The sequence below is a fragment of the Streptomyces sp. NPDC001002 genome (assembly GCF_053599215.1).
This window is the reverse complement of sequence record NZ_JBSFLV010000015.1, coordinates 1-19488: the sequence shown is the minus strand read 5'-3', so window position 1 is coordinate 19488 and position 19488 is coordinate 1. Positions and strand designations below refer to the sequence as shown.

Annotated in this window: 18 protein-coding genes and 1 pseudogene; 14 read left to right on the top strand and 5 right to left on the bottom strand. The window is 72.2% G+C overall.

From position 1 onward, the window contains the following. Window positions 1-29: 29 nt before the first annotated feature. Both ACWDR3_RS10025 and ACWDR3_RS10020 read left to right on the top strand, forming a co-directional pair. A complete protein-coding gene (locus ACWDR3_RS10025) occupies window positions 30-755 on the top strand; it encodes a class I SAM-dependent methyltransferase (RefSeq protein WP_450351984.1) in 726 nt (241 codons plus the stop codon). A 193-nt stretch (window positions 756-948) separates the two neighbouring features. After that, entirely contained in the window at window positions 949-1890 is a 942-nt protein-coding gene (locus ACWDR3_RS10020; protein WP_450351983.1) for an SMP-30/gluconolactonase/LRE family protein, read from the top strand. A 115-nt stretch (window positions 1891-2005) separates the two neighbouring features. Here the strand turns inward: ACWDR3_RS10020 and ACWDR3_RS10015 are convergent, their stop codons facing one another. From ACWDR3_RS10015 to ACWDR3_RS10005, 3 genes are all read right to left on the bottom strand, one after another. Further along, window positions 2006-4153 carry a hypothetical protein gene (locus ACWDR3_RS10015; protein ID WP_450351982.1) on the bottom strand — a complete coding sequence of 716 codons (2148 nt, stop codon included), beginning with the start codon at window positions 4151-4153 and terminating at the stop codon, window positions 2006-2008. Then, window positions 4150-4689 (bottom strand): hypothetical protein, encoded by a 540-nt coding sequence (locus ACWDR3_RS10010; RefSeq protein WP_450351981.1) that lies wholly within the window; start codon window positions 4687-4689, stop codon window positions 4150-4152. Before ACWDR3_RS10010 ends, ACWDR3_RS10015 begins: the two co-directional genes overlap by 4 nt. A 197-nt stretch (window positions 4690-4886) precedes the next feature. After that, entirely contained in the window at window positions 4887-5486 is a 600-nt protein-coding gene (locus tag ACWDR3_RS10005; protein ID WP_450351980.1) for a TetR/AcrR family transcriptional regulator, read from the bottom strand. 96 nt (window positions 5487-5582) lie between these two features. Between ACWDR3_RS10005 and ACWDR3_RS10000 the strand changes: the two genes are divergently transcribed. The 9 genes from ACWDR3_RS10000 (at window position 5583) to ACWDR3_RS09960 (ending at window position 13472) form a co-directional block, all read left to right on the top strand. Further along, on the top strand, window positions 5583-6344 hold the full coding sequence (locus tag ACWDR3_RS10000) for a dienelactone hydrolase family protein (RefSeq protein WP_450351979.1): 762 nt from the start codon (window positions 5583-5585) through the stop codon (window positions 6342-6344). 95 nt (window positions 6345-6439) lie between these two features. Continuing rightward, complete coding sequence (locus ACWDR3_RS09995) at window positions 6440-6853, top strand: DUF6069 family protein (protein ID WP_450351978.1); 414 nt, start codon at window positions 6440-6442, stop codon at window positions 6851-6853. Between the two features lie 38 nt (window positions 6854-6891). Next, entirely contained in the window at window positions 6892-7398 is a 507-nt protein-coding gene (locus ACWDR3_RS09990) for a MarR family winged helix-turn-helix transcriptional regulator (protein ID WP_450351977.1), read from the top strand. 71 nt (window positions 7399-7469) lie between these two features. Beyond that, the gene (locus ACWDR3_RS09985; protein WP_450351976.1) at window positions 7470-8303 is read left to right on the top strand and encodes a M55 family metallopeptidase; all 834 of its coding nucleotides are present in this window, start codon (window positions 7470-7472) and stop codon (window positions 8301-8303) included. Then, complete coding sequence (locus ACWDR3_RS09980) at window positions 8296-9600, top strand: M20/M25/M40 family metallo-hydrolase (RefSeq protein WP_450351975.1); 1305 nt, start codon at window positions 8296-8298, stop codon at window positions 9598-9600. Before ACWDR3_RS09985 ends, ACWDR3_RS09980 begins: the two co-directional genes overlap by 8 nt. Before the next feature lie 4 nt (window positions 9601-9604). After that, window positions 9605-11569 carry a dipeptidyl-peptidase 5 gene (locus ACWDR3_RS09975; RefSeq protein ID WP_450351974.1) on the top strand — a complete coding sequence of 655 codons (1965 nt, stop codon included), beginning with the start codon at window positions 9605-9607 and terminating at the stop codon, window positions 11567-11569. Further along, window positions 11566-12489 (top strand): S66 peptidase family protein, encoded by a 924-nt coding sequence (locus ACWDR3_RS09970; RefSeq protein WP_450351973.1) that lies wholly within the window; start codon window positions 11566-11568, stop codon window positions 12487-12489. Before ACWDR3_RS09975 ends, ACWDR3_RS09970 begins: the two co-directional genes overlap by 4 nt. Window positions 12490-12619: 130 nt before the next feature. Further along, a complete protein-coding gene (locus ACWDR3_RS09965; protein WP_401718490.1) occupies window positions 12620-12865 on the top strand; it encodes a LapA family protein in 246 nt (81 codons plus the stop codon). Window positions 12866-12884: 19 nt separating this feature from the next. After that, on the top strand, window positions 12885-13472 hold the full coding sequence (locus tag ACWDR3_RS09960; protein WP_450351972.1) for a GNAT family N-acetyltransferase: 588 nt from the start codon (window positions 12885-12887) through the stop codon (window positions 13470-13472). On the opposite strand, the gene ACWDR3_RS09955 is transcribed toward ACWDR3_RS09960, so the two are convergent. Further along, window positions 13444-13791: a DUF6204 family protein gene (locus ACWDR3_RS09955; protein WP_450351971.1), complete on the bottom strand. Its 348-nt coding sequence runs from the start codon at window positions 13789-13791 to the stop codon at window positions 13444-13446. The two genes, ACWDR3_RS09960 and ACWDR3_RS09955, sit on opposite strands and share 29 nt — an antisense overlap. A gap of 168 nt (window positions 13792-13959) precedes the next feature. On the opposite strand from ACWDR3_RS09955, the gene ACWDR3_RS09950 reads away from it, so the two are divergent. Then, a complete protein-coding gene (locus tag ACWDR3_RS09950; protein WP_450351970.1) occupies window positions 13960-15888 on the top strand; it encodes a DUF5107 domain-containing protein in 1929 nt (642 codons plus the stop codon). 153 nt (window positions 15889-16041) lie between these two features. Here the strand turns inward: ACWDR3_RS09950 and ACWDR3_RS09945 are convergent, their stop codons facing one another. Further along, a complete protein-coding gene (locus ACWDR3_RS09945; protein WP_450351969.1) occupies window positions 16042-16389 on the bottom strand; it encodes a VOC family protein in 348 nt (115 codons plus the stop codon). A gap of 220 nt (window positions 16390-16609) precedes the next feature. Here ACWDR3_RS09945 and ACWDR3_RS09940 point away from each other — a divergent pair, with 220 nt between their 5' ends. Further along, a complete protein-coding gene (locus ACWDR3_RS09940) occupies window positions 16610-18478 on the top strand; it encodes a transketolase (protein WP_450351968.1) in 1869 nt (622 codons plus the stop codon). Next, window positions 18475-19398, top strand: a pseudogene (gene ligD / locus ACWDR3_RS09935) (non-homologous end-joining DNA ligase); the annotation flags it as partial. The gene ACWDR3_RS09940 and the pseudogene ligD, both read left to right, overlap by 4 nt. Window positions 19399-19488: the final 90 nt, after the last annotated feature.

Sequence of the window (19488 nt, the reverse complement as noted above, 5' to 3'; positions counted from 1 at the left end):
GACGGCCTTCACATCCTGGGGAGTTGGGCATGAGTGTGACGAGTCGCTACCGGGAGGCCTGGGAGGGCTTCTGGCGCGAGGCTCCGGAGGAACAGGGCGCGGTCTTCTGGGACGCGGAACCGCCCCTGACCGCCGGACTGCACCTGGCGCTCTTCGAGCCGTACGTGACCGACCCCGGCCTGGTCATGGTGGACCTGGGCTGCGGCAACGGCACCCAGACCCGGTTCCTCGCCGACCGTTTCCCGCGCGTCGTCGGCGCCGATCTGTCGGAGGCGGCCGTCGAGCACGCCCAGCACGCCGACCCCGCGGGACAGGCGACGTACCGGGTGCTCGACGCCATGGAGAAGGACGAGACCGAGACGCTGCACGCCGAACTCGGCGACACCAACGTCTACATGCGCGGGGTCCTCCACCAGGCCGACCCGGAGGACCGGCAGGCGCTGGTGGACGGGATCGCCACGCTGGTCGGCGAGCGCGGCCGGGTCTTCCTCGTCGAACTCTCCGAGCGGGCCAAGCCCGTGCTGCTGGGCCTGGCCCAGAGCCCCGAGGGCCCGCCGCCCAAGCTCGCCCCGATCTTCCGGCACGGCATCGCACCCGGCGAGGTGTCCGACGACGCCGTGCCCGCGTATGTGCGCTCGGCCGGTCTCACCATCATCGCGAGCGGTGAACTCCCGCTCACCACCACGGAGTTCACGCCCGAGGGGACGCGTATCGAGCTGCCCTCGAAGTGGCTGGTCGCCGGTCGCCCGGACTGAGGGGGCGCCCTTCGTGACGGGAAGGCGTTTGTGAGTTGAGGGTGGGGCGCGGGGGAACTCCGGCGTCCGGCGGTTCGTTTGCTACGAACAGGATTCGAAACCTCGGCCAAGGCCGGGTCATCGGGTCCTCAAGGTTCGTACAGATGTCGAGTTCGCCGCGTCCCCTCTCCCCACCTCACGGAGGCCCGAGCCCATGACCCCGAACCACCCCCACCCGTCCCGGCGGGCCCTGCTCGGCGGAGCCGCCCTGGCCACCCTCGCGGTGGCGGCCGGCACCGGCACGGCCACCGCCGGCACCAGAGCGGCCTGGCCGACGGAGTTCCCCCTCCCCAACGGCTGGCTCCCCGAGGGCATCGCCATCGGCCGCAAGCCTTACGCGTACATGGGCTCGCGGGCCAACGGCGCGATCTACCGCACCGACCTGCGCACCGGCGAGGGTCAGGTCCTGTACGCGGGCGCCACCGGCCAGGTCGCCGTCGGCCTGAAGCTCGACCAGGACGGCCTGCTGTACGTCGCGGGCAACACCGGAGTCGCCCGCGTCCACGACTCCCGCACCGGCGAGGTCGTCGCCACCCACCAACTCAGCGAAGCCACCGGCCACTTCATCAACGACGTCACCCTGCTCGGTGACCGCGCCTGGTTCACCGACTCGCGCGCCGCCGCCCTCTACGGCGTACCGCGCGGCTGCGACGGCAGCATCCGCACGCTCCCGCTCACCGGCGACTGGGTGCAGACCCCCGATGTCAACAACGCCAACGGCATCGTGGGCGCCCCCGACGGCCGCGCCCTGATCGTCGTCAGCAGCACCCCCGGCAAGCTCTACAACGTCAGCGTCAGGACCGGGTACGCCACCGAGATAGCCCTGGTCGGCGCGGACTCGGTCGCGGCGGGCGACGGCCTCTGGCGCATCGGCCGCACGCTGTACGTGATCCAGAACCGCCTCAACCTGATCAGCGTGTTCGACCTCGACGCCAAGGCCACGACGGCCACGCTGCGCCGCACGATCACCGACCCCCGCTTCGACGTGCCCACCACGGCCGCGCAGTTCGGCGACCGGCTGTATCTCGTCAACGCCCGCTTCACCAGCCCGCAGACGCCGGAGACGACGTTCAACGCGGTCGCGGTGTCGATCTGAGGCGAGCGACCTATTCGTGAGGTGAGTCCGCCCTTCGGGACGGTGCTGCCGAAGGGCGGACTCGCTTGCGCGGTGGGCGGGTTGAGACCGGACGGGTCAGTTGATCCCGGACAGGTCAGTCGGCGGTGCGTCCGCGGCGGTATGCCGCCCACCCCGTGCCCAGCAGGGCCGCGGCGAGTGCGGCGGCGGTGAGCGCGCCGACGCCGGTGGCGGCGAGGCTGCCGCCGGAGGTGGTCGCGCCGGTGGCCCCGGAGACGGAGGTGCCGCCCGTGGTGCTCCCGGCGCCGCCGGTCGTCGTACCCGAGTCGCCGCCTCCGGAGCCGGAAGCCGAGCCGGAACCTCCGGACCCGGAGCTCCCGGACCCGCTGCTGCCGCCGTCCGTCCCGCCGTCGCCGCCGGTGTCACCCGGGTCTCCCGTGCCGCCGTCCGCCCCGCCGTCGCCCCCGTCGTCCGGCTCGGTCACCGTGAGGGTGACCGGCGTCGTGCGCGTGGTGCCGACGGCGTTGGTGAACTCGGCGCGGTAGCGGTAACCGTCCTGCTCGGCCCGAGCGATGAAGGTGTACGACGTCTGCGTCGCGCCCTCGACCACGCTCCAGGTCTGTCCCTCGTCGCCGCTGACCTGCCAGCGCACGGTCGGCTCCGGGATGCCCTCGGCGGTGGCGACGAAGGTGACCTCGTCGCCCACCTCGGCGGACCGGTCGGCCGGGGCGCGCAGCACCTTCGGGGACATCCGCCGGTCCAGGCGCAGCACCTTGCTCTCGGCCTGGTCGGTCACGTAGACCGTGCCTCCGCCGGGGGTGACGACGATGCCCGCGTCGGCATCCGCGCGGCTGCCCGGCAGCGCCACCGGCTCGGTCGTCCGCTCGAACTTCGCGGTGTCGTAGACCTCCAGGGAGCCCACGTTGTCCGCGCCGTCGTCGGCGTTGCCGAAGTCCTCGCGGAGCACGAACGCCCGCCCGGTCGCCCGGTCGAAGGCCAGCGCGGTGGGCCGGTCCCGGCCCTCCAACGTGGCCAGCAGTTCGGCGTCCTTGTCGAAGACGAGCACCGAAGTCCCGCTGCCCACCCAGACGTTGCCGGTCGCCGGGTCGGCTTCGAGGAACGTGACGTAGGCGTCCGGGAGTTGGGCCGTGGCGGTCACGGTGAAGGAGCCGGTGTCGACGCGGCGCAGTTGGCCGCCCGAGGCTCCGGCGGACCAGGCGGCCGCGTGCGCGGAATCCACGCCCAGGGCGGAGCCGCCGTCGAGGGTGACCGTGCGCCGGAACTTGCCCGTGGCCGTCTCGACCTCGGACAGGGCCGGGCCCTGGGCCACCAGCACGGTGTCCGCCTCGGTGCCGGGACCGGCGCCGGTGACCGTGGTGCCGGTGAGCCAGACGCCTCGCGCGGCCGTGTCGCCGTCCTTGGCGAAGCCGATGCCGCGCAACGGGTAGTGGAAGACCACGCCGTCGCCGGACAGCGGGGCGATGATCAGCGGGACGACACGGGCAGCGAGCGCGCCGGTGGAGCCGGGCGCCTGCGCGATGTGCGAGAGCACCTTGCCGTCGGCCGCGTCGAGGACGTACAGGCCCCGCTCGTTGACGTCGGCCGTGTCGGGGATGTCCGCCGAACCGACGTACAGCTTCCCGGAGTCGGGATGCAGGAGCAGGTCCTGGGGCCGGCCCGCGGTGGTGAACTCGGCCGTTCTCGCGTAGCTGACGGTGCCCGCGGGCACGTCGACGCCGTCTCCTCCGTCGTCCGGGGTCTGACCCGCGAAGACGACCGGGATGCGGACGTCCTGCGAGCGGTCGCCGGTGCCGCGGTGGTCGACGCGGGTGACGACCGAGCAGGCGACCTGGGCGCAGTCGACGCTGGAGTCCTTCGCCTTGACGGCGAGTTGGACGTCGAAGGTGCCGCCGGGGCCGTAGGCGAGGGCGAGTTCACCTTCGTTCGGGTCACCGTCGGGAACGATCCACTTGGAGGCGCCGGCGCCCCCGCTCGTGTCGGCGCCGCCGACGCACGGGCCGGGCACACGGTCGTCGCCGTTGTCCTTGCAGAGGGCGACGTAGATGCCCTTGGTCTCGTCGTAGCCCGCGCCGGTGACCTGGACGGTCTCGCCCTCGGGGGCCAGGTCCGCCGTGGCGGAGACGGTGAGTTGCTGGCCGGCGCGGCCGGTCGCGGTCCTCGGGGTGTCGGCGGCCCGGGCGGCCGACCCGGTCGCGAGCGAGGCGGTCACGAGCGCGGCGGCGCCGAGGAGCGCCGCCGGGCCCTTGTGAGGGACGCGCGTCACTGGAAGGTGATCGGGACGTGGACGTCGTACTTGCGGTCCTCGCTGTCGAAGTGGTCGGCGCGGGTGACCACGGCGCAGGTGACGTCCTCGCCGCAGACGCTGCCGTCCTCCAGGGTCGCCTTCACGTAGATCGAGACGCTGAAGGTGCCGCCGGTGCCGAACTTGGAGCTGTTGGCGAAGAGCCCGCCGAAGGTGTTGTTGACCCAGTGCGAGGCGCCGGTGGTGCCGGACTCGTCCTGGCCGCCGAGACAAGGGGTGGGCTTGCTCGCGCCCTGCGCCCCGTCGACCACGCAGAGGCTGACGTACACGCCCTGGCCCGTGTTGTAGCCGGAGCCGGAGACGGTGATCGTCTGGCCGGTGGCGGCGGCCGTCGCGGGGGCGGTGAGCGACAGGTTGTACGTCGTGCCCGCGTCGGTGACCGTGCGGGTCGAGGTGGCGGCGGAGGCGGAGCCGGCCAGGCCCAGGGTCAGGGCGGCGGAGGCGGCGACGGCGACGGTCGCGCGGGCGGCGGTTCTTGCGGAGGGAACGGCTCTCATACGAGGAGCACACCTTTCTCGGCGAGGTTTCGCAGCGGTGGTTCTCGGCGGTGGTTCTCGGTGGTGCGAAATTAGGTAAGGCTTACCTAAATACAAGCTCCCGGGCTTTGTCAACGCACAGCAAAAAAGGTCAAGCTCACGCCATGGGGGAGGGGTTGGGTGCTGCGGGTGGCCGGTTCGGAGCCGCAGGCGACGGCCTAGTGGCCCCGGCGCGGGGCGAGTGCCGCGAACGCTTCGTCGAGCAGTCGCACCAGGTCGAGTTCGCCGTCGGAGGCGAGCCAGTGGTCGAGGGCGACGTTCAGGCAGTCCAGGGCGGCGGCCGCGCGCACCGACTGGGCGAGCGTGGGCCGTTCGGCACCGGCCCGCTCGGCCAGGGCCGCCTCCAGTGCGGGGCGCCAGGTGTACTGCTTCTCCAGGTTCCGGGCGCGCAGTGCCGGCGTCTCCCGGACCAGCCGGGTCGTCGCCAGCGAGCCCGCCGGGTCCTGCCGGTAGCGGACGATCACGGTGTCCAGGGACCGGCGCAGCGCCGTCCAGTCGTCCTCGTCGGCCGGGCGGGCGCGCAGGGCGTCGGCGAGCCGCCGGTCGGAGCCGTCGAAGGCGGCGAGGACCGCGTCCTCCTTGGTGCCGAAGTAGCGCAGGAAGGTGCTGCGGGAGACCCCGGCGGCGGACGCGAGGTCGTCCAGGGTGACCTGGGCGAACCCGTCCCGGCGGAACAACTCCAGTGCCACCCGGGTGAGTTCGGCACGCACGGCCGCCCTGGCGATCTCCCTCGTACTGCCGCGTGCCGCTTCGCTCACCTGGCGATCCTAGCGTCGACGGTCCTTGCTTGCGGGTCTGACACCTGATGGCTAACGTGACACTGAGTTTCACATATGACATGGAGGCGCGCCATCGTGAACGACATCGCCGTGCAGAGCTCGTCCGTCGACATCCCCACCGAGGACGGCACCGCCGACGCCTATCTGGCCGCCCCGGCCGACGGCGCCCCGCATCCCGCCGTCCTCTTCTACATGGACGGCTTCGGACTGCGCCCGCATCTGAAGTCGATGGCCGACCGGCTCGCCGCGGCCGGCTACACGGTCCTGGTCCCGAACGTCTTCTACCGCGCGGGCCGGGCGCCCCTGGTCGAACTGCCCGCGTTCATCAACCCTGTTGAGCGCCCGGAGCTGCTCGCGGCCCTGCGCCCGGCCGCGCTGTCACTGACCCCCGAGGGCGCCATGCGGGACGCGGCCACCTACCTCGACTGGCTCGCCTCCTCCCCGCTCACCACTGCGGGACCGGCCGGCGTCACCGGCTACTGCATGGGTGCCGGACTCGCCCTGCGTACCGCGGGCACCCACCCCGACCGTGTCGCCGCGATGGCCGGCTTCCATGGCGCCTACCTCGCCACGGACGCCCCCGACAGCCCCCATCTGCTCGCCGACCGCATCACCGCCGAGCTGTACTTCGGCCACGCCGACCAGGACTCCACCAACCCCGCCGAACAGATCGACCGCCTCGACAAGGCCCTCAACGCGGCCGGCGTCCGCCACCGCGGCGAGGTCTACGCCGGTGCCCACCACGGTTTCACGCAGGCCGACACGGCGATGTACGGCGCCGAGGCGACGGAACGGCACTGGGCGGCGCTGCTCGACCTCTTCGGCCGCACACTCTGAACCTTGAAGTTTCAAACGAACTCGGCCAGACTCTCGTTTGAGACTTCAATCGTTGTGCCGGAGGTCTCTCCACAGCCGCCTGCCCTGGAGTGGTCATGTCCGTTGCCTCTGATGCCGTCGCCGTCCGCCGTGGTCCGCTGGTCGTGGCGGGAGGTGTGCTGGCCGCGATCGTGGTGGCCTCCGTGGTGGACACGGTGATCGCGCTGCTCGCCCTGGCCGCGGGCGCGCCCGACGACTTCGAGCCGCTGAAGGCGTCCTCGTACATCTTCCTGACGGCGGTCGGGGTGGTGGCGGGCGCGATCGGCTGGGCCGTCGTGCGCAAGGTGTCCAAGGACCCGGAGGCGCTGGTGCGTTGGCTGGTGCCGACCGTCGTCGTGGTGTCCTTCGTGCCCGACTTCCTGCTCTTCGGTGACGGCGGGATGAGGGGTGTCGGGGCGCTGCTGCTGATGCACGTGGCGGTCGCGGCGACGGCGGTGTTCGCGTACCGCAAGGTCATGCCGTTGTCGTAGGTGCGAGTGCTCCGACACCGGCTGACTAGGCTGTGCGCATGTCCACGACCCCACGCTGGCTCGATGCCGAGGAGCGGCGGGCCTGGCTCGCCTACGTCGAGTTCTCGACGTTGCTCTCCGACTACCTGAACCGGCAGTTGCGGCAGGAGGCGGGGGTGCCGCACACCGACTACATCCTGCTTGCCCATCTCTCCGAGCTCCCGGGCCAGTCACTGACGATGTCCGAGCTGGCCGAGCGGCTGAAGATCACCCGCAGTCGGCTCACCCATGCGGTGAACCGCCTTCAGGAGGCCGGATATGTGGAGCGCCGGGACGATCCCGCGAACCGGCGCAACCAGCTCGCGGTGGTCACCGAGGGCGGGCGCCGGCTGCTGGAGCAGGCGGCCCCAGGTCATGTCGAGGCGGTCCGCCGGGCGGTCTTCGACGTGCTGACCCGTGACCAGGTGCGTCAGTTCGCTGAGGTCGGTGAGGCGATCAACTCGGCGCTCCAGCGCATGGACGCGGCCGAGCACGACCGGGAGGTCCTGCCCTGGCGGCGCAGGTAGGACGGGAAAGTGGTTGAACCTCCGTACCACTTCGTGGCAGGTTCCTTCCTCGGCGCGTAACGTGACGCTCCATGAAGATCCTGATCAGCGCCGACATGGAGGGTGCCACGGGCGTCACCTGGCCGGCCGACGTGCTGCCGGGGACACCGCAGTGGGAGCGGTGCCGCTCGATGTTCACCTCCGACGTCGACGCGGCCGTGCGGGGCTTCTACGACGGAGGCGCGGACGAGGTGCTGGTCAACGAGGCCCACTGGTCCATGCGCAACCTGCTCCTCGAACGCCTCGACGAGCGCACCCAGATGCTCACCGGCCGGCACAAGTCCCTGTCCATGGTGGAGGGCGTGCAGCACGGAGACGTCGACGGCATCGCTTTCGTCGGCTACCACGCGGGCGCCGGCATGGAGGGCGTCCTCGCCCACACCTACCTCGCCAACTCCATCACCGGAGTCTGGCTGAACGACGTACGCGCCAGCGAGGGGCTCCTGAACGCGCATGTCGTCGCCGAGTACGGGGTCCCCGTCGTCCTGGTCACCGGCGACGACGTGGCCTGCGAGGACGCCCTCGGGTACGCGCCCGAGGCGTTGAAGGTCGCCGTCAAGGACCATGTCTCGCGGTACGCCGCCGTGTGCCGTACGCCGGCCCGTACCGCCGCCGACATCCGGGCCGCCGCCAAGGAGGCCGCGCGGCTGACGGTCCGTCAGGAACCGGTCCAGGCAGGGCCGTTCACCGTCGCGCTCGAATTCGACGCCGAGCACCTCGCCATGGCCGCCACCGTCGTGCCGGGTGTGGAGCGGATCGGCGAGCGGAAGGTGGCGTACACCAACGAGACCATGTACGAGGGCATTCGTACCTTCAAGGCGGTCACCACGATCGTCTCGGCCGCCGTGGAGGAGCAGTATGGCTGACCAGCAGGCGTTGGACGAGGTCGTCCGGTTCACCTCCGACCTCATCCGCATCGACACCACCAACCGCGGGGGCGGGGACTGCCGGGAGCGGCCGGCCGCCGAGTACGCGGCCGAGCAACTCGCCGGTGCGGGGCTGGAACCCGTACTGCTGGAACGCACCGAGGGGCGGACGAACGTCGTCGCGCGGATCGAGGGGACGGAGCCCGGCGCCGACGCGCTGCTCGTCCACGGTCACCTCGACGTCGTGCCCGCGCAGGCCGACGACTGGACCGTGCACCCCTTCTCCGGGGAGGTCCGCGACGGCGTCGTCTGGGGGCGCGGCGCGGTCGACATGAAGAACATGGACGCCATGATCCTGGCCGTCGTACGGGACTGGGCACGCAACGGCGTCCGGCCCCGGCGGGACATCGTGATTGCGTTCACCGCCGACGAGGAGGCCAGCGCCGCCGACGGGTCGGGGTTCCTCGCCAAGGAGCACGCGGGGCTCTTCGAGGGCTGCACCGAGGGCGTCAGTGAGTCGGGGGCGTTCACCTTCCACGACGGCAGCGGCCGGCAGATCTATCCGATCGCGGCCGGTGAACGCGGCACGGCGTGGCTGAAGTTGACCGCGCGCGGGCGGGCCGGGCACGGCTCCAAGGTGAACAAGGAGAACGCGGTCACCCGCCTCTCCGCCGCGATCACGAGGATCGGCGAGTACGAGTGGCCGACGCGGCTCACACCGACCGTGCGGGCGGCCCTGAGCGACCTCGCCGCGCTCTACGGCTTCGACCCGGACTTCGACGACGTCGACGGGCTGCTGGAGAAGCTGGGCCCGGCGGCCAAGCTGGTCGAGGCCACCGTGCGCAACAGCGCCAACCCGACCATGCTGGAAGCCGGTTACAAGGTCAACGTGATCCCGGGAGAGGCCGTGGCGTACGTCGACGGACGCTGTCTCCCGGGCGGCGAGGACGAGTTCCGCGCCACCCTCGACCGGCTCACCGGGCCCTACGTGGACTGGGAGTTCGCCCACCACGAGCGGGCCCTGGAGGCACCGCTCGACTCACCGACCTACGCCAACATGCGGGCCGCCATCCGGGAGTTCGCGCCCGAGGGGCACCCGGTGGCGTACTGCATGTCCGGCGGCACCGACGCCAAGCAGTTCTCACGCCTCGGCATCACCGGGTACGGATTCACCCCGCTGAAGATGCCCGAGGGCTACGACTATCAGGCCATGTTCCACGGGGTCGACGAGCGGGTCCCGGTCGAGGCGCTGCACTTCGGCGTCCGGGTCCTCGACCGTTTCCTGCGGACGGCCTAGCAAGGTGGGGGAGAACGTGCGGTCCCTGGCGTACGGTTCGTGGCCTTCTTCCATCGACGCGGCGCTCGCCGCCGCGCACGACGGGCAGCCGGAGTTCGTCGGATTCGTCGGCGACGAGGCCTGGTGGACCGAGCCGAGACCCACCGAGGGCGGCCGGCGCACCTTGGTGCGGCGGCGCGTCGGCGGACGCGAGGAGTCGGTGCTGCCGGCTCCGTGGAACGTGCGCAGCCGGGTCATCGAGTACGGCGGCAAGCCCTGGGCCGGGACCGTGGTGGACGGCGAACCGCTCGTGGTGTTCGTGAACTTCGCCGACCAGCGGCTCTACCGCTACGAGCCCGACGGCGACCCCCGCCCGCTCACCCCCGTCTCCTCCGTGGGCGGCGGACTGCGCTGGGCGGAGCCGCAGTTGAGGCTCGACCGCGGCGAAGTGTGGTGCGTGCTGGAGGAGTTCACCGGTGAGGGGCCCAGCGATCTGCGCCGGGTCCTGGTCGCGGTGCCGTTGGACGGCTCGGCCGCCGAGGACCGGGACGCCGTACGCGAACTCACCGACGAGCGGCACCGGTTCGTCACCGGACCTCGGATCTCGCCCGACGGGCGGCGCGCCGCCTGGCTCGCCTGGGACCACCCGCGCATGCCGTGGGACGGCACCGAACTGATCGTCGCCGACGTCACCGAGGACGGCACCCTGCGGCAGCCGCGCACGGTCGCCGGCGGACCGGACGAGTCGATCGCCCAGGCCGACTGGGCGCCCGACGGCTCCCTGCTGTACGCGAGCGACCGCAGCGGCTGGTGGAACCTCTACCGCGACGGCACCCCGGTGTGCCCGCGCGAGGAGGAGTTCGGCGGGCCGCTGTGGAAACTCGGGCAGCGCTGGTTCGCCCCGCTGGACAGCGGACTGATCGCCGTCGTGCACGGCCGCGGCGCCTCCGCGCTCGGCGTCCTGGACCCCGAGACCGGCGAGGTCGTCGACGCGGCAGGACCCTGGACCGAGTTCTCGGCCACCCTCGCCGTGCACGGCGAGCGGGTCGTCGCCGTCGGCGCCAGCCCGCGCAGCGCCCAGGAAGTCGTGGAGCTGGACACCCGCACCGGCCGAGCCCGGGTGATCGGCGCCGAGCACGACGACGCGGTCGACCCGGCGTACTACCCCGAACCCCAGATCCGCACCTTCACCGGACCCGCCGGACGCGACATCCACGCGCACATCTACCCGCCCCACAACCCGGGTTGTGTCTCCCTCGGCGACGAACTGCCGCCCTACGTGGTCTGGGCGCACGGCGGCCCCACCAGCCGGGTCCCGCTCGTACTCGACCTGGAGATCGCCTACTTCACCTCCCGGGGCATCGGCGTCGCCGAGGTCAACTACGGCGGCTCCACCGGGTACGGCCGCGAGTACCGCAACCGGCTGCGTGAGCAGTGGGGTGTCGTCGACGTCGAGGACTGCGCGGCCGTCGCCCAGGCCCTCGCCTACGAGGGCACGGCCGACCCCGACCGGCTCGCGATCCGCGGCGGCAGCGCGGGCGGCTGGACCTCGGCCGCCTCCCTCGCCATGACCGACGTCTACGCCTGCGGCACGATCATCTACCCCATCCTCGACCTGACCGGCTGGGGCACCGGGGAGACCCACGACTTCGAGTCGCAGTACCTGGAGTCCCTCGTCGGACCCCTCGCCGAGGTCCCAGGACGGTACGCCGAACGCTCGCCGGCCGAGCACGCCGACCGCGTCACCGTGCCCTTCCTGCTGCTCCAGGGGCTGGACGACGTGATCTGCCCGCCCGCCCAGTGCGAACGCTTCCTGGAGCGGATGGCCGGCCGCGGAGTGCCGCACGCGTACATCACCTTCGAGGGCGAGGGGCACGGATTCCGGCGCGCGGAGACCATGATCCGGGTCCTGGAGTCCGAACTCTCCCTGTACGCCCAGGTCTTCGGGCTCCACCCACAAGGCATCCCGGCACAGGAGCTGTCCACGTGAGGGAACTCGTACGGCCGCACCGACTCGCCCCCGGCGCCCGTGTGGCCGTCGTCGCGCCCAGCGGGCCCGTGCCCGAGGAGCGGCTGCGGGCCGGGCTCGACGTACTGCGCGGCTGGGACCTCGACCCGGTCGTGGCACCCCATGTGCTGGACCGGCACGGGGAGTTGGACTATCTGGCCGGCACGGACGCGGACCGTGCCGCCGATCTGCAACGGGCCTGGTGCGATCCGTCGGTGGCGGCGGTGCTGTGCGCGCGGGGCGGGTACGGGGCACAGCGGATCGTGGACCTGCTCGACTGGGAGGCGATGCGGGCGGCCGGGCCGAAGATCCTGGTGGGCTTCAGCGACGTCACGGTGCTGCACCAGGCGTTCGCCACCCGGCTGGGCCTGGTCACGCTGTACGGACCGGCGGCCGCGGGCATCGACTTCCTCAAGGACCCCCGCACGCAGGACCACTTGAGGGCCACGCTCTTCGCCCCGGAGACGGTCCGTTCGATCGCCTCGCGCGGCACCGCCCTGGTCCCCGGCCGGGCCCGGGGCGTCACGGTGGGCGGCTGTCTGAGCCTGCTCGCCACCGACCTCGGCACCCCGCACGCCCACACCGGTGCGCGCGGCGGACTGCTGCTGCTGGAGGACGTCGGGGAGCGGGCGTACCGCATCGACCGGACGCTCACCCAACTCCTGCGCGGCGGCTGGCTCGACGGTGTCACCGGGGTCGTGCTCGGCTCCTGGGACAAGTGCGGGCCGTACGAGGAGGTGCGCGCGGTCCTCGTCGACCGGCTCGGGGGACTCGGTGTGCCGGTGGCCGAGGAGTTCGGATTCGGCCACTGCGCGGGGGCGTTGACCGTGCCGCTCGGTGTGCCGGCCGAACTGGACGCGGACGCGGGCGTGTTGACGTTCGACGAACCCGCCCTCCGCTGAACCACGATCACCGACCGGGGCGCCTGGTCGCGGTGAGTGACGGGGCGGACGGCTACCGTGATCGGCGGCCTGGTCACCCGCAGGACAGTCTCACCGTGCGTGACGGCCGGTTCGGGCGCACCCTGGTGCCATGAGCACGAAGACTTCCGAGCACGGCGCCAAGAGCGGGGGCCGGGTCAGACAGGTGATGACGCCCGCCCGGGTCGTCGTCGTCCTGCTCGCCGTCCTCGCCCTGATCTTCATCTTCGAGAACACCCGTGACACCAAGATCCGCCTGCTGATCCCCGAGGTCACGCTGCCGCTGTGGATGGCGCTGCTGGCCACGGGGCTCATCGGCGCCCTGTGCGGGGCCTATTTCATGAGGCGCAGGGACTGACCCGTCGTAGGGTGTCGGGATGCCGCACACCGCGTCCCGCTACCTCGCCGAAGGCCCCCGCGTGGGCATACGTCACTTCGCCTACGAGGACGGTGCCGAGTTCACCGCCCGGGCCCGGGAGAGCAAGGCCCTGCACCAGCCGTGGCTGTTCCCGCCGGACAGCTCCGACGGCTACCTCGCCTACGCGAACCGGCTGATCAAGGACCCGACCAAGGCCGGGTTCCTGGTCTGCGAGAAGAGCGACGGGACGGCCGACGGCGGGGAGACCGGCCGCGCCGACGGGGCCATCGCCGGGTTCATCAACATCAACAACATCGTCGAGGGCGGCTTCCAGTGCGGCGCGCTCGGCTACGGCGCCTTCGCGCACTCCGCCGGGCGCGGGCTGATGCGCGCGGGCCTCGAACTCGTCGTGGCGTACGCCTTCGGGCCGATGCGGCTGCACCGGCTGGAGATCAACGCGCAGCCCGGCAACGCCGCCTCGATCGCCCTTGCCCGGTCCTGCGGATTCCGGCTGGAGGGCTTCTCGCCGAACATGATCTACATCGACGGCGCCTGGCGCGACCACGAGCGCTGGGCGCTCACCGCCGAGATGCGGGCTTCCGGTTGATCTTCATGGTGTCGAGGTCGGTGACGGTCGACTTCAGCTCCCCGAAGCCGTAACCGAGACCGCGCAGCAGCGTCTCCGCCCGGTCCTCCGCGATCGCGCCCGCCATCTCCTCGCCGTCCGCCGCGTCCGACACCACCACGAACCGCATCGAGAAGTGCTTCAGCGGCGCCGGCTCGTACGACAGCGAGCCCTCCTCGGTGAACCGCATGCTCGTCATCCCGTGCTCGCCGGCCTCGGCGAGCAGCCGCTCCCGGGCCTGCTCGGTCAGCCCGTCCCACGTGCCCCGCACGATCACCCGGTACGTGTGCTGCTCGCCCATCCGCCTGCTCCTACGTCGTTCTCTGCGCCGAAGGGCCGACTGTACGGGGACGAGGATCTCCCGCCCACGGATTTTCCGCGCACCCGATCCGCCCGTCCCCGCAGGTCCGCGCCTTTGCGCAATCCTGACCGGCAGGGACCCTGGCCAGCTCACCTGCGAGCGGCTTCCATGGTGATCGTGACGACGATCCGACGTGAGGTAATCACCCTGCCCGCAGCGGACCTTGGTCCGGACAACCCGCTGCCCCCGCTCCGGCCGCTCGACGAGGTGCACCGCGTCGAGGAACGGGACCGGGACGAACTGCCGCGCGACATGGCCCGGCAGGTCGGACTCGCGCCCCTGCGCAGCCTGTTGCCCGCGCGCGTCCGGGACGGGTACGGCAGAGCACGCGCGCCCCGGGACCTCGACGCCCTCGTGATCGAGAACGACCGGCTGCGCGCGACCGTACTGCCCGGCCTCGGCGGCCGGGTCGCCTCGCTGTTCCACAAGCCCACCGGACGCGAACTCCTCTACCGCAACCCGGTGTTCCAGCCCGCCAACTTCGCCCTCAACGGCGCCTGGTACTCCGGCGGCATCGAATGGAACATCGGCGCCACCGGCCACACCACCCTCTCCGTCGCCCCCTTGCACGCGGCCCGCGTCCCGGCCCCCGACGGCGGCGAGATGCTCCGCCTGTGGGAGTGGGAACGCCTGCGCGACCTGCCCTTCCAGGTGGACCTCTGGCTGCCGGAACACTCCGACTTCCTCTACGTCGGTGTCCGCGTCCGCAATCCGCACGAGAAGCCCGTGCCCACCTACTGGTGGTCCAACATCGCCGTGCCCGAGGAGCAGCGGGTGCTGGTGCCGGCGGCGGAGGCGTGGCGGTTCGGGTACGAGCGGCGGCTGGGGAAGGTGCCCGCGCCGTCGCACCCGGAGATCCAGCAACTCCCGCACGCCGCCGACTACTTCTACGACCTGCCCGACGAGCGGCGACGCTGGATCGCGGCCCTCGACGAGGACGGCAACGGGCTCGTGCAGACCTCCACCGACGTGCTGCGGGGACGCAAGCTCTTCGTCTGGGGGAAGGGCACGGGCGGCCGGCGCTGGCAGGAGTGGCTCACCGAACCGGGCACCGGCGGCTACAGCGAGATCCAGGCCGGGCTCGCCCGCACGCAGTTGGAGCATGTGCGACTGGATCCGGAGAGCGAGGTGTCGTGGCTGGAGGCGTACGGTCCGCTGAGCGCGCCGGGCACCGCCGACGACGTGGAGGAGCGCCTCGAAGCCGTCCTGCCGCGCGCCGACGTCGACGCCGCGTACGAGGCGTGGCGGCCGCACGCCGACGCCGAACCCGGTGAGATCCTCGCCGTCGGCTCCGGCTGGGGCGCGCTCGAAGTCCTGCGCACCGACTGGAAGTTGCCCGGCACACCCTTCGACGAGAGCACGCTGGGCGAGGACCAGGAGCCCTGGCGTCAGCTGCTGCGCGCCGGGTCCTTCCCCGACCCGCGCCGGGTGCGGCCGCCCGGCGAAACTCTCGTTGCCCGGCACTGGCGGGACATGCTGGAGACCGCGCCCGCCACCCCGCTCACCGAGTACCACCTCGGCGTCGCCCAGTGGCACGACGGCGATTTCGCGCAGGCGGTGCGCAGTTGGGAACGGGCCCTCGAACTCGCCCCGTCCCTCTGGCCGTTGCTGCGCTGCCTCGCCGTCGCCGACCAGCAGGCCGGCAACCACGAGCGGGCCGCCGACCGGTACACCGAGGCCTTCGACGACCTGTGCCACGAGCGGCGCGACACCGGCGCGTCCTGGACGGCCGCCACGGCCGCGCTGGGCCGCGAGGCGATCGAGGCGCTGCTCGCCGTACGACGTACCGAGCAGGCGCGTGCCGTGTGGGAGCGGCTGCATCCCGCGACCCGGGAGCGCGGCCGGTTCCGGCTGATCGAGGCGGGTCTGCTCCTGGCGGAGGGCCGGCGCGAGGAGGCGCGGGCCGTCTTCGACACCGGCTTCGAGGTCGCCGACCTGCGGGAGGGCGCGGAAGCCATCGGGCACCTGTGGGCCCGCGTCGCCGAGGAGCCGCTGCCGGAGCGGTACGACTTCCGGATGCGGCCGCGGGAGGCGTGAGGGGCGGGGCGGTGGGTGCGTGCCTGCCGGGGCCGTCGGCGTGCTGATCCGGGCAGCTCGTCCGGGCGCGGGCTCGCTCGGCGGCACCCGGGCGGGCGGGGCGCTCGCCGTGGCAGCAGCCTGCCCGCCGTTCTCGATCGGGCTCCGGTGTCGCTACGAGTTGCGGTCCACGTACTCGTACACCACACCGTCCGGATGCATCGCGATCAGGTTGCGGCCCACCGGGGTGGCCACCGGGCCCGCGATGACGCGGGCGCCGAGTTCGGTGAGTACGCGGTTGGCCTCCTCGACGTCCTTCACGGCGATCGTCGCGGAGACCTTGCGCAGCACTTCCAGTTCGGCCTCGGGGCCGCTCATCAGCAGGAAGCAGCCGACGGCGGCGACCTGGACGCCGGCGCGTTCGAAGCGCAGGGCGGTGCCGCCCGCGAGCCGTTCGTAGAACGGGACCGCGGCCTCCAGGTCGTCGACGCAGATCCGCAGCGTGGCTCCCAGAATGTCCATGCGGACGAGCCTAGTTCGCACCGGCGGGAGGAGGAGATCGTTTCCGGCGATCGGGTTCGGCCCCCGCGGGCTGCGGTGCGCGCCGGAGCCGGGCACACGTTTGACCTCGCTCACCAGGGGGACGCGGATAAGTCCGGACCGAGGTAATAGACCACTTCTGTGACGCTTGTCGAACCGAGCGACCACTTTCCGTAACTGCCTCCGTTGCCCAAGGAGAGCCATGAACACCGCCGAACTCGCCGAACTCGCCCAGCAGTTGCGCGTGGACAGTGTGCGGGCAGCCGCGGCGGCGAACTCCGGACACCCCACGTCCTCGATGTCTGCCGCCGACCTCATGGCCGTACTCGTCGCCAACCACTTCCACTACGACTTCGATCGCCCCGCCCACCCCGGCAACGACCGTTTCGTGCTGTCCAAGGGACATGCCTCGCCGCTCCTCTACGCCGCCTACAAGGCGGCCGGTGCCATCGACGACGCCGAGCTGCTGACCTTCCGCACGCGGGGCAGCCGGCTGGAGGGGCATCCGACGCCGCGCAGGCTGCCGTGGGTCGAGACGGCCACCGGCTCGCTCGGCCAGGGGCTGCCCGTCGGCGTCGGCATCGCGCTGGCCGGCAAGAACCTGGACCGCGTCGGATACCGCGTATGGGTGCTGTGCGGGGACAGCGAGCTGGCCGAGGGCTCCGTGTGGGAGGCCGCCGAGCACGCGGCGTACGAACATCTCGACAACCTCACCGCGATCGTCGACGTCAACCGGCTCGGGCAGCGCGGGCCGACCCGCCACGGGCACGATCTGCACGCCTACGCGCGCCGCTTCGAGGCGTTCGGCTGGCACACCGTCGAGGTGGACGGGCACGACGTCGACGCGATCGAACGCGCCTACGGCGAGGCCGAGTCGACGGTCGGCCGGCCGACCGTGATCCTCGCGCGCACCCTCAAGGGCAAGGGCGTCGCCTCCGTCCAGGACCGCGAGGGCCTGCACGGCAAGCCGCTGCCGGATCCCGAGGAGGCGATCGCCGAACTCGGCGGGCGACGCAACCTCCGGGTTCATGTGCAACAGCCGCCCGCCGCACGGATGTTGCATGCCGTCAACGGTGGTGGGGTGCTCGAACTGCCCCGCTGGGACAAGGGAGATGACGGCAAGAGCGGCAAGGGTGTGGCCACCCGTGACGCCTTCGGGCAGGCGCTCGTCGCCCTCGGCACCGCACGCGGCGACGTCGTCGCCCTCGACGGCGAGGTCGGCGACTCCACCAAGGCCGAGCTCTTCGCCAAGGAACACCCCGAGCGCTACTTCGAGTGCTACATCGCCGAGCAGCAGATGGTCGCGACGGCCGTGGGACTCGCCGCGCGCGGCTGGGTCCCGTACGCCACCACGTTCGCGGCGTTCCTCACGCGCGCGTACGACTTCGTGCGGATGGCGTCGATCAGCGGGGCCGGCATCAACCTCGTCGGCTCGCACGCGGGCGTATCCATCGGCCAGGACGGGCCCTCGCAGATGGGCCTCGAAGACCTCGCGATGATGCGCGCGGTGCACGGCTCGACCGTGCTGTACCCGTGCGACGCCAACCAGACCGCCCGGCTCGTCACGGAGATGGCGGGCCTGGACGGCGTCCGCTATCTGCGCACCACGCGCGGCGAGAGCCCGGTGATCTACGGCGCCGACGAGGAGTTCCCGGTCGGCGGCAGCAAGGTGCTGCGGTCCTCCGACCGGGACCGGCTGACGATCGTCGCCGCGGGCGTCACCGTCCACGAGGCGCTGGCCACCGCCGACGCGCTGGCGGAGCACGACATCGCGGTCCGGGTCGTGGACCTGTACTCGGTCAAGCCCGTCGACCGGCTCACCCTGCGCCGGGCCGCCGAGGACACCGGCTGTCTGCTGACCGTGGAGGACCACCACGAGGAGGGCGGCCTCGGGGACGCCGTCCTGGACGCCTTCCTCGACGGGCGGCCGGTGCCGCGGCTGGTGCGCCTTGCCGTGCGGACGATGCCGGGCTCGGCGTCCCCGGCCGAGCAGCTGCACGCGGCGGGCATCGACGCCGAGTCGATCGCTGCGGCCGGCCGGCTGCTGGTCGAGGAGGCGGTCGTGCGGTGAGGCGCGACGAGGTGCGCAGGGTCCGGGCCGGGCACCGCACGGTCGAGGTGCACCGGCCCGGCAAGGTGCTCTTCCCCGGCGACGGGAAGACGGAGGAGTACACCAAGGGCGACCTCGTCGACTACTACCGCTCGGCCGCCCCGCTGATGGTGCCGCACCTGCGCGGCCGCCCCCTGATGCTGGAACGGCATCCGGACGGCGTCGACGGGCCCCGCTTCATGCAGAAGAACACCCCGGAGAGCTACCCGGACTGGATCACCCGCGTCGAGGTGCCCAAGGAGGGCGGGACCGTCCTGCACACCGTGTGCGACGACTCCGCGACCCTCGTGTACCTCGCCGACCAGGCCTGTCTCACCGTGCACCGGTGGCTGTCCAAGGCCGGGCGGATCGAACTGCCCGACCGGATGATCTTCGATCTCGACCCGGCCGACGACGACTTCGCCGCCGTGCGCGAGGCGGCCTGGCTCCTCGGGGAGCTGCTCGACCGGCTCGGACTGCCGTCCGCCCTGATGACGACCGGTTCGCGGGGACTGCACGTGATCGTGCCCCTCGACGGCCGCGGCGACTTCGACGAGGTCCGCGTGTTCGCCCGTGACGTCTGCGACCACCTCGCGGACGCCCACCCGGACCGGCTCACCACCGCCGCGCGCAAGAAGGACCGCGGGCATCGGCTCTACCTCGACGTGGGGCGCAACGCCTACGCGCAGACCGCGGTCGCGCCGCTCTCCGTCCGCGCCCGGCCCGGCGCCCCCGTGGCCACGCCCATCGCGTGGACGCAGCTCGACGACCCGGGTCTCGGCGCCCGTCGCTGGACGATCGCGGACGCCCTGGACCAGGCCCGTACCGACCCCTGGGGCGGGATCATGCGGATGCGCCGCGCCCTGGGACCGGCGCGGCGCAGGCTGGACGCGGTACGGGGGCGGGGGGGGGGGGGGGGGGCGCCCCCCCCCCCCCCCCCGCGGGGGGGGCGGGAGGGCGCACGAGGGGGGGGGCAGCAACAAAGGGAGAAG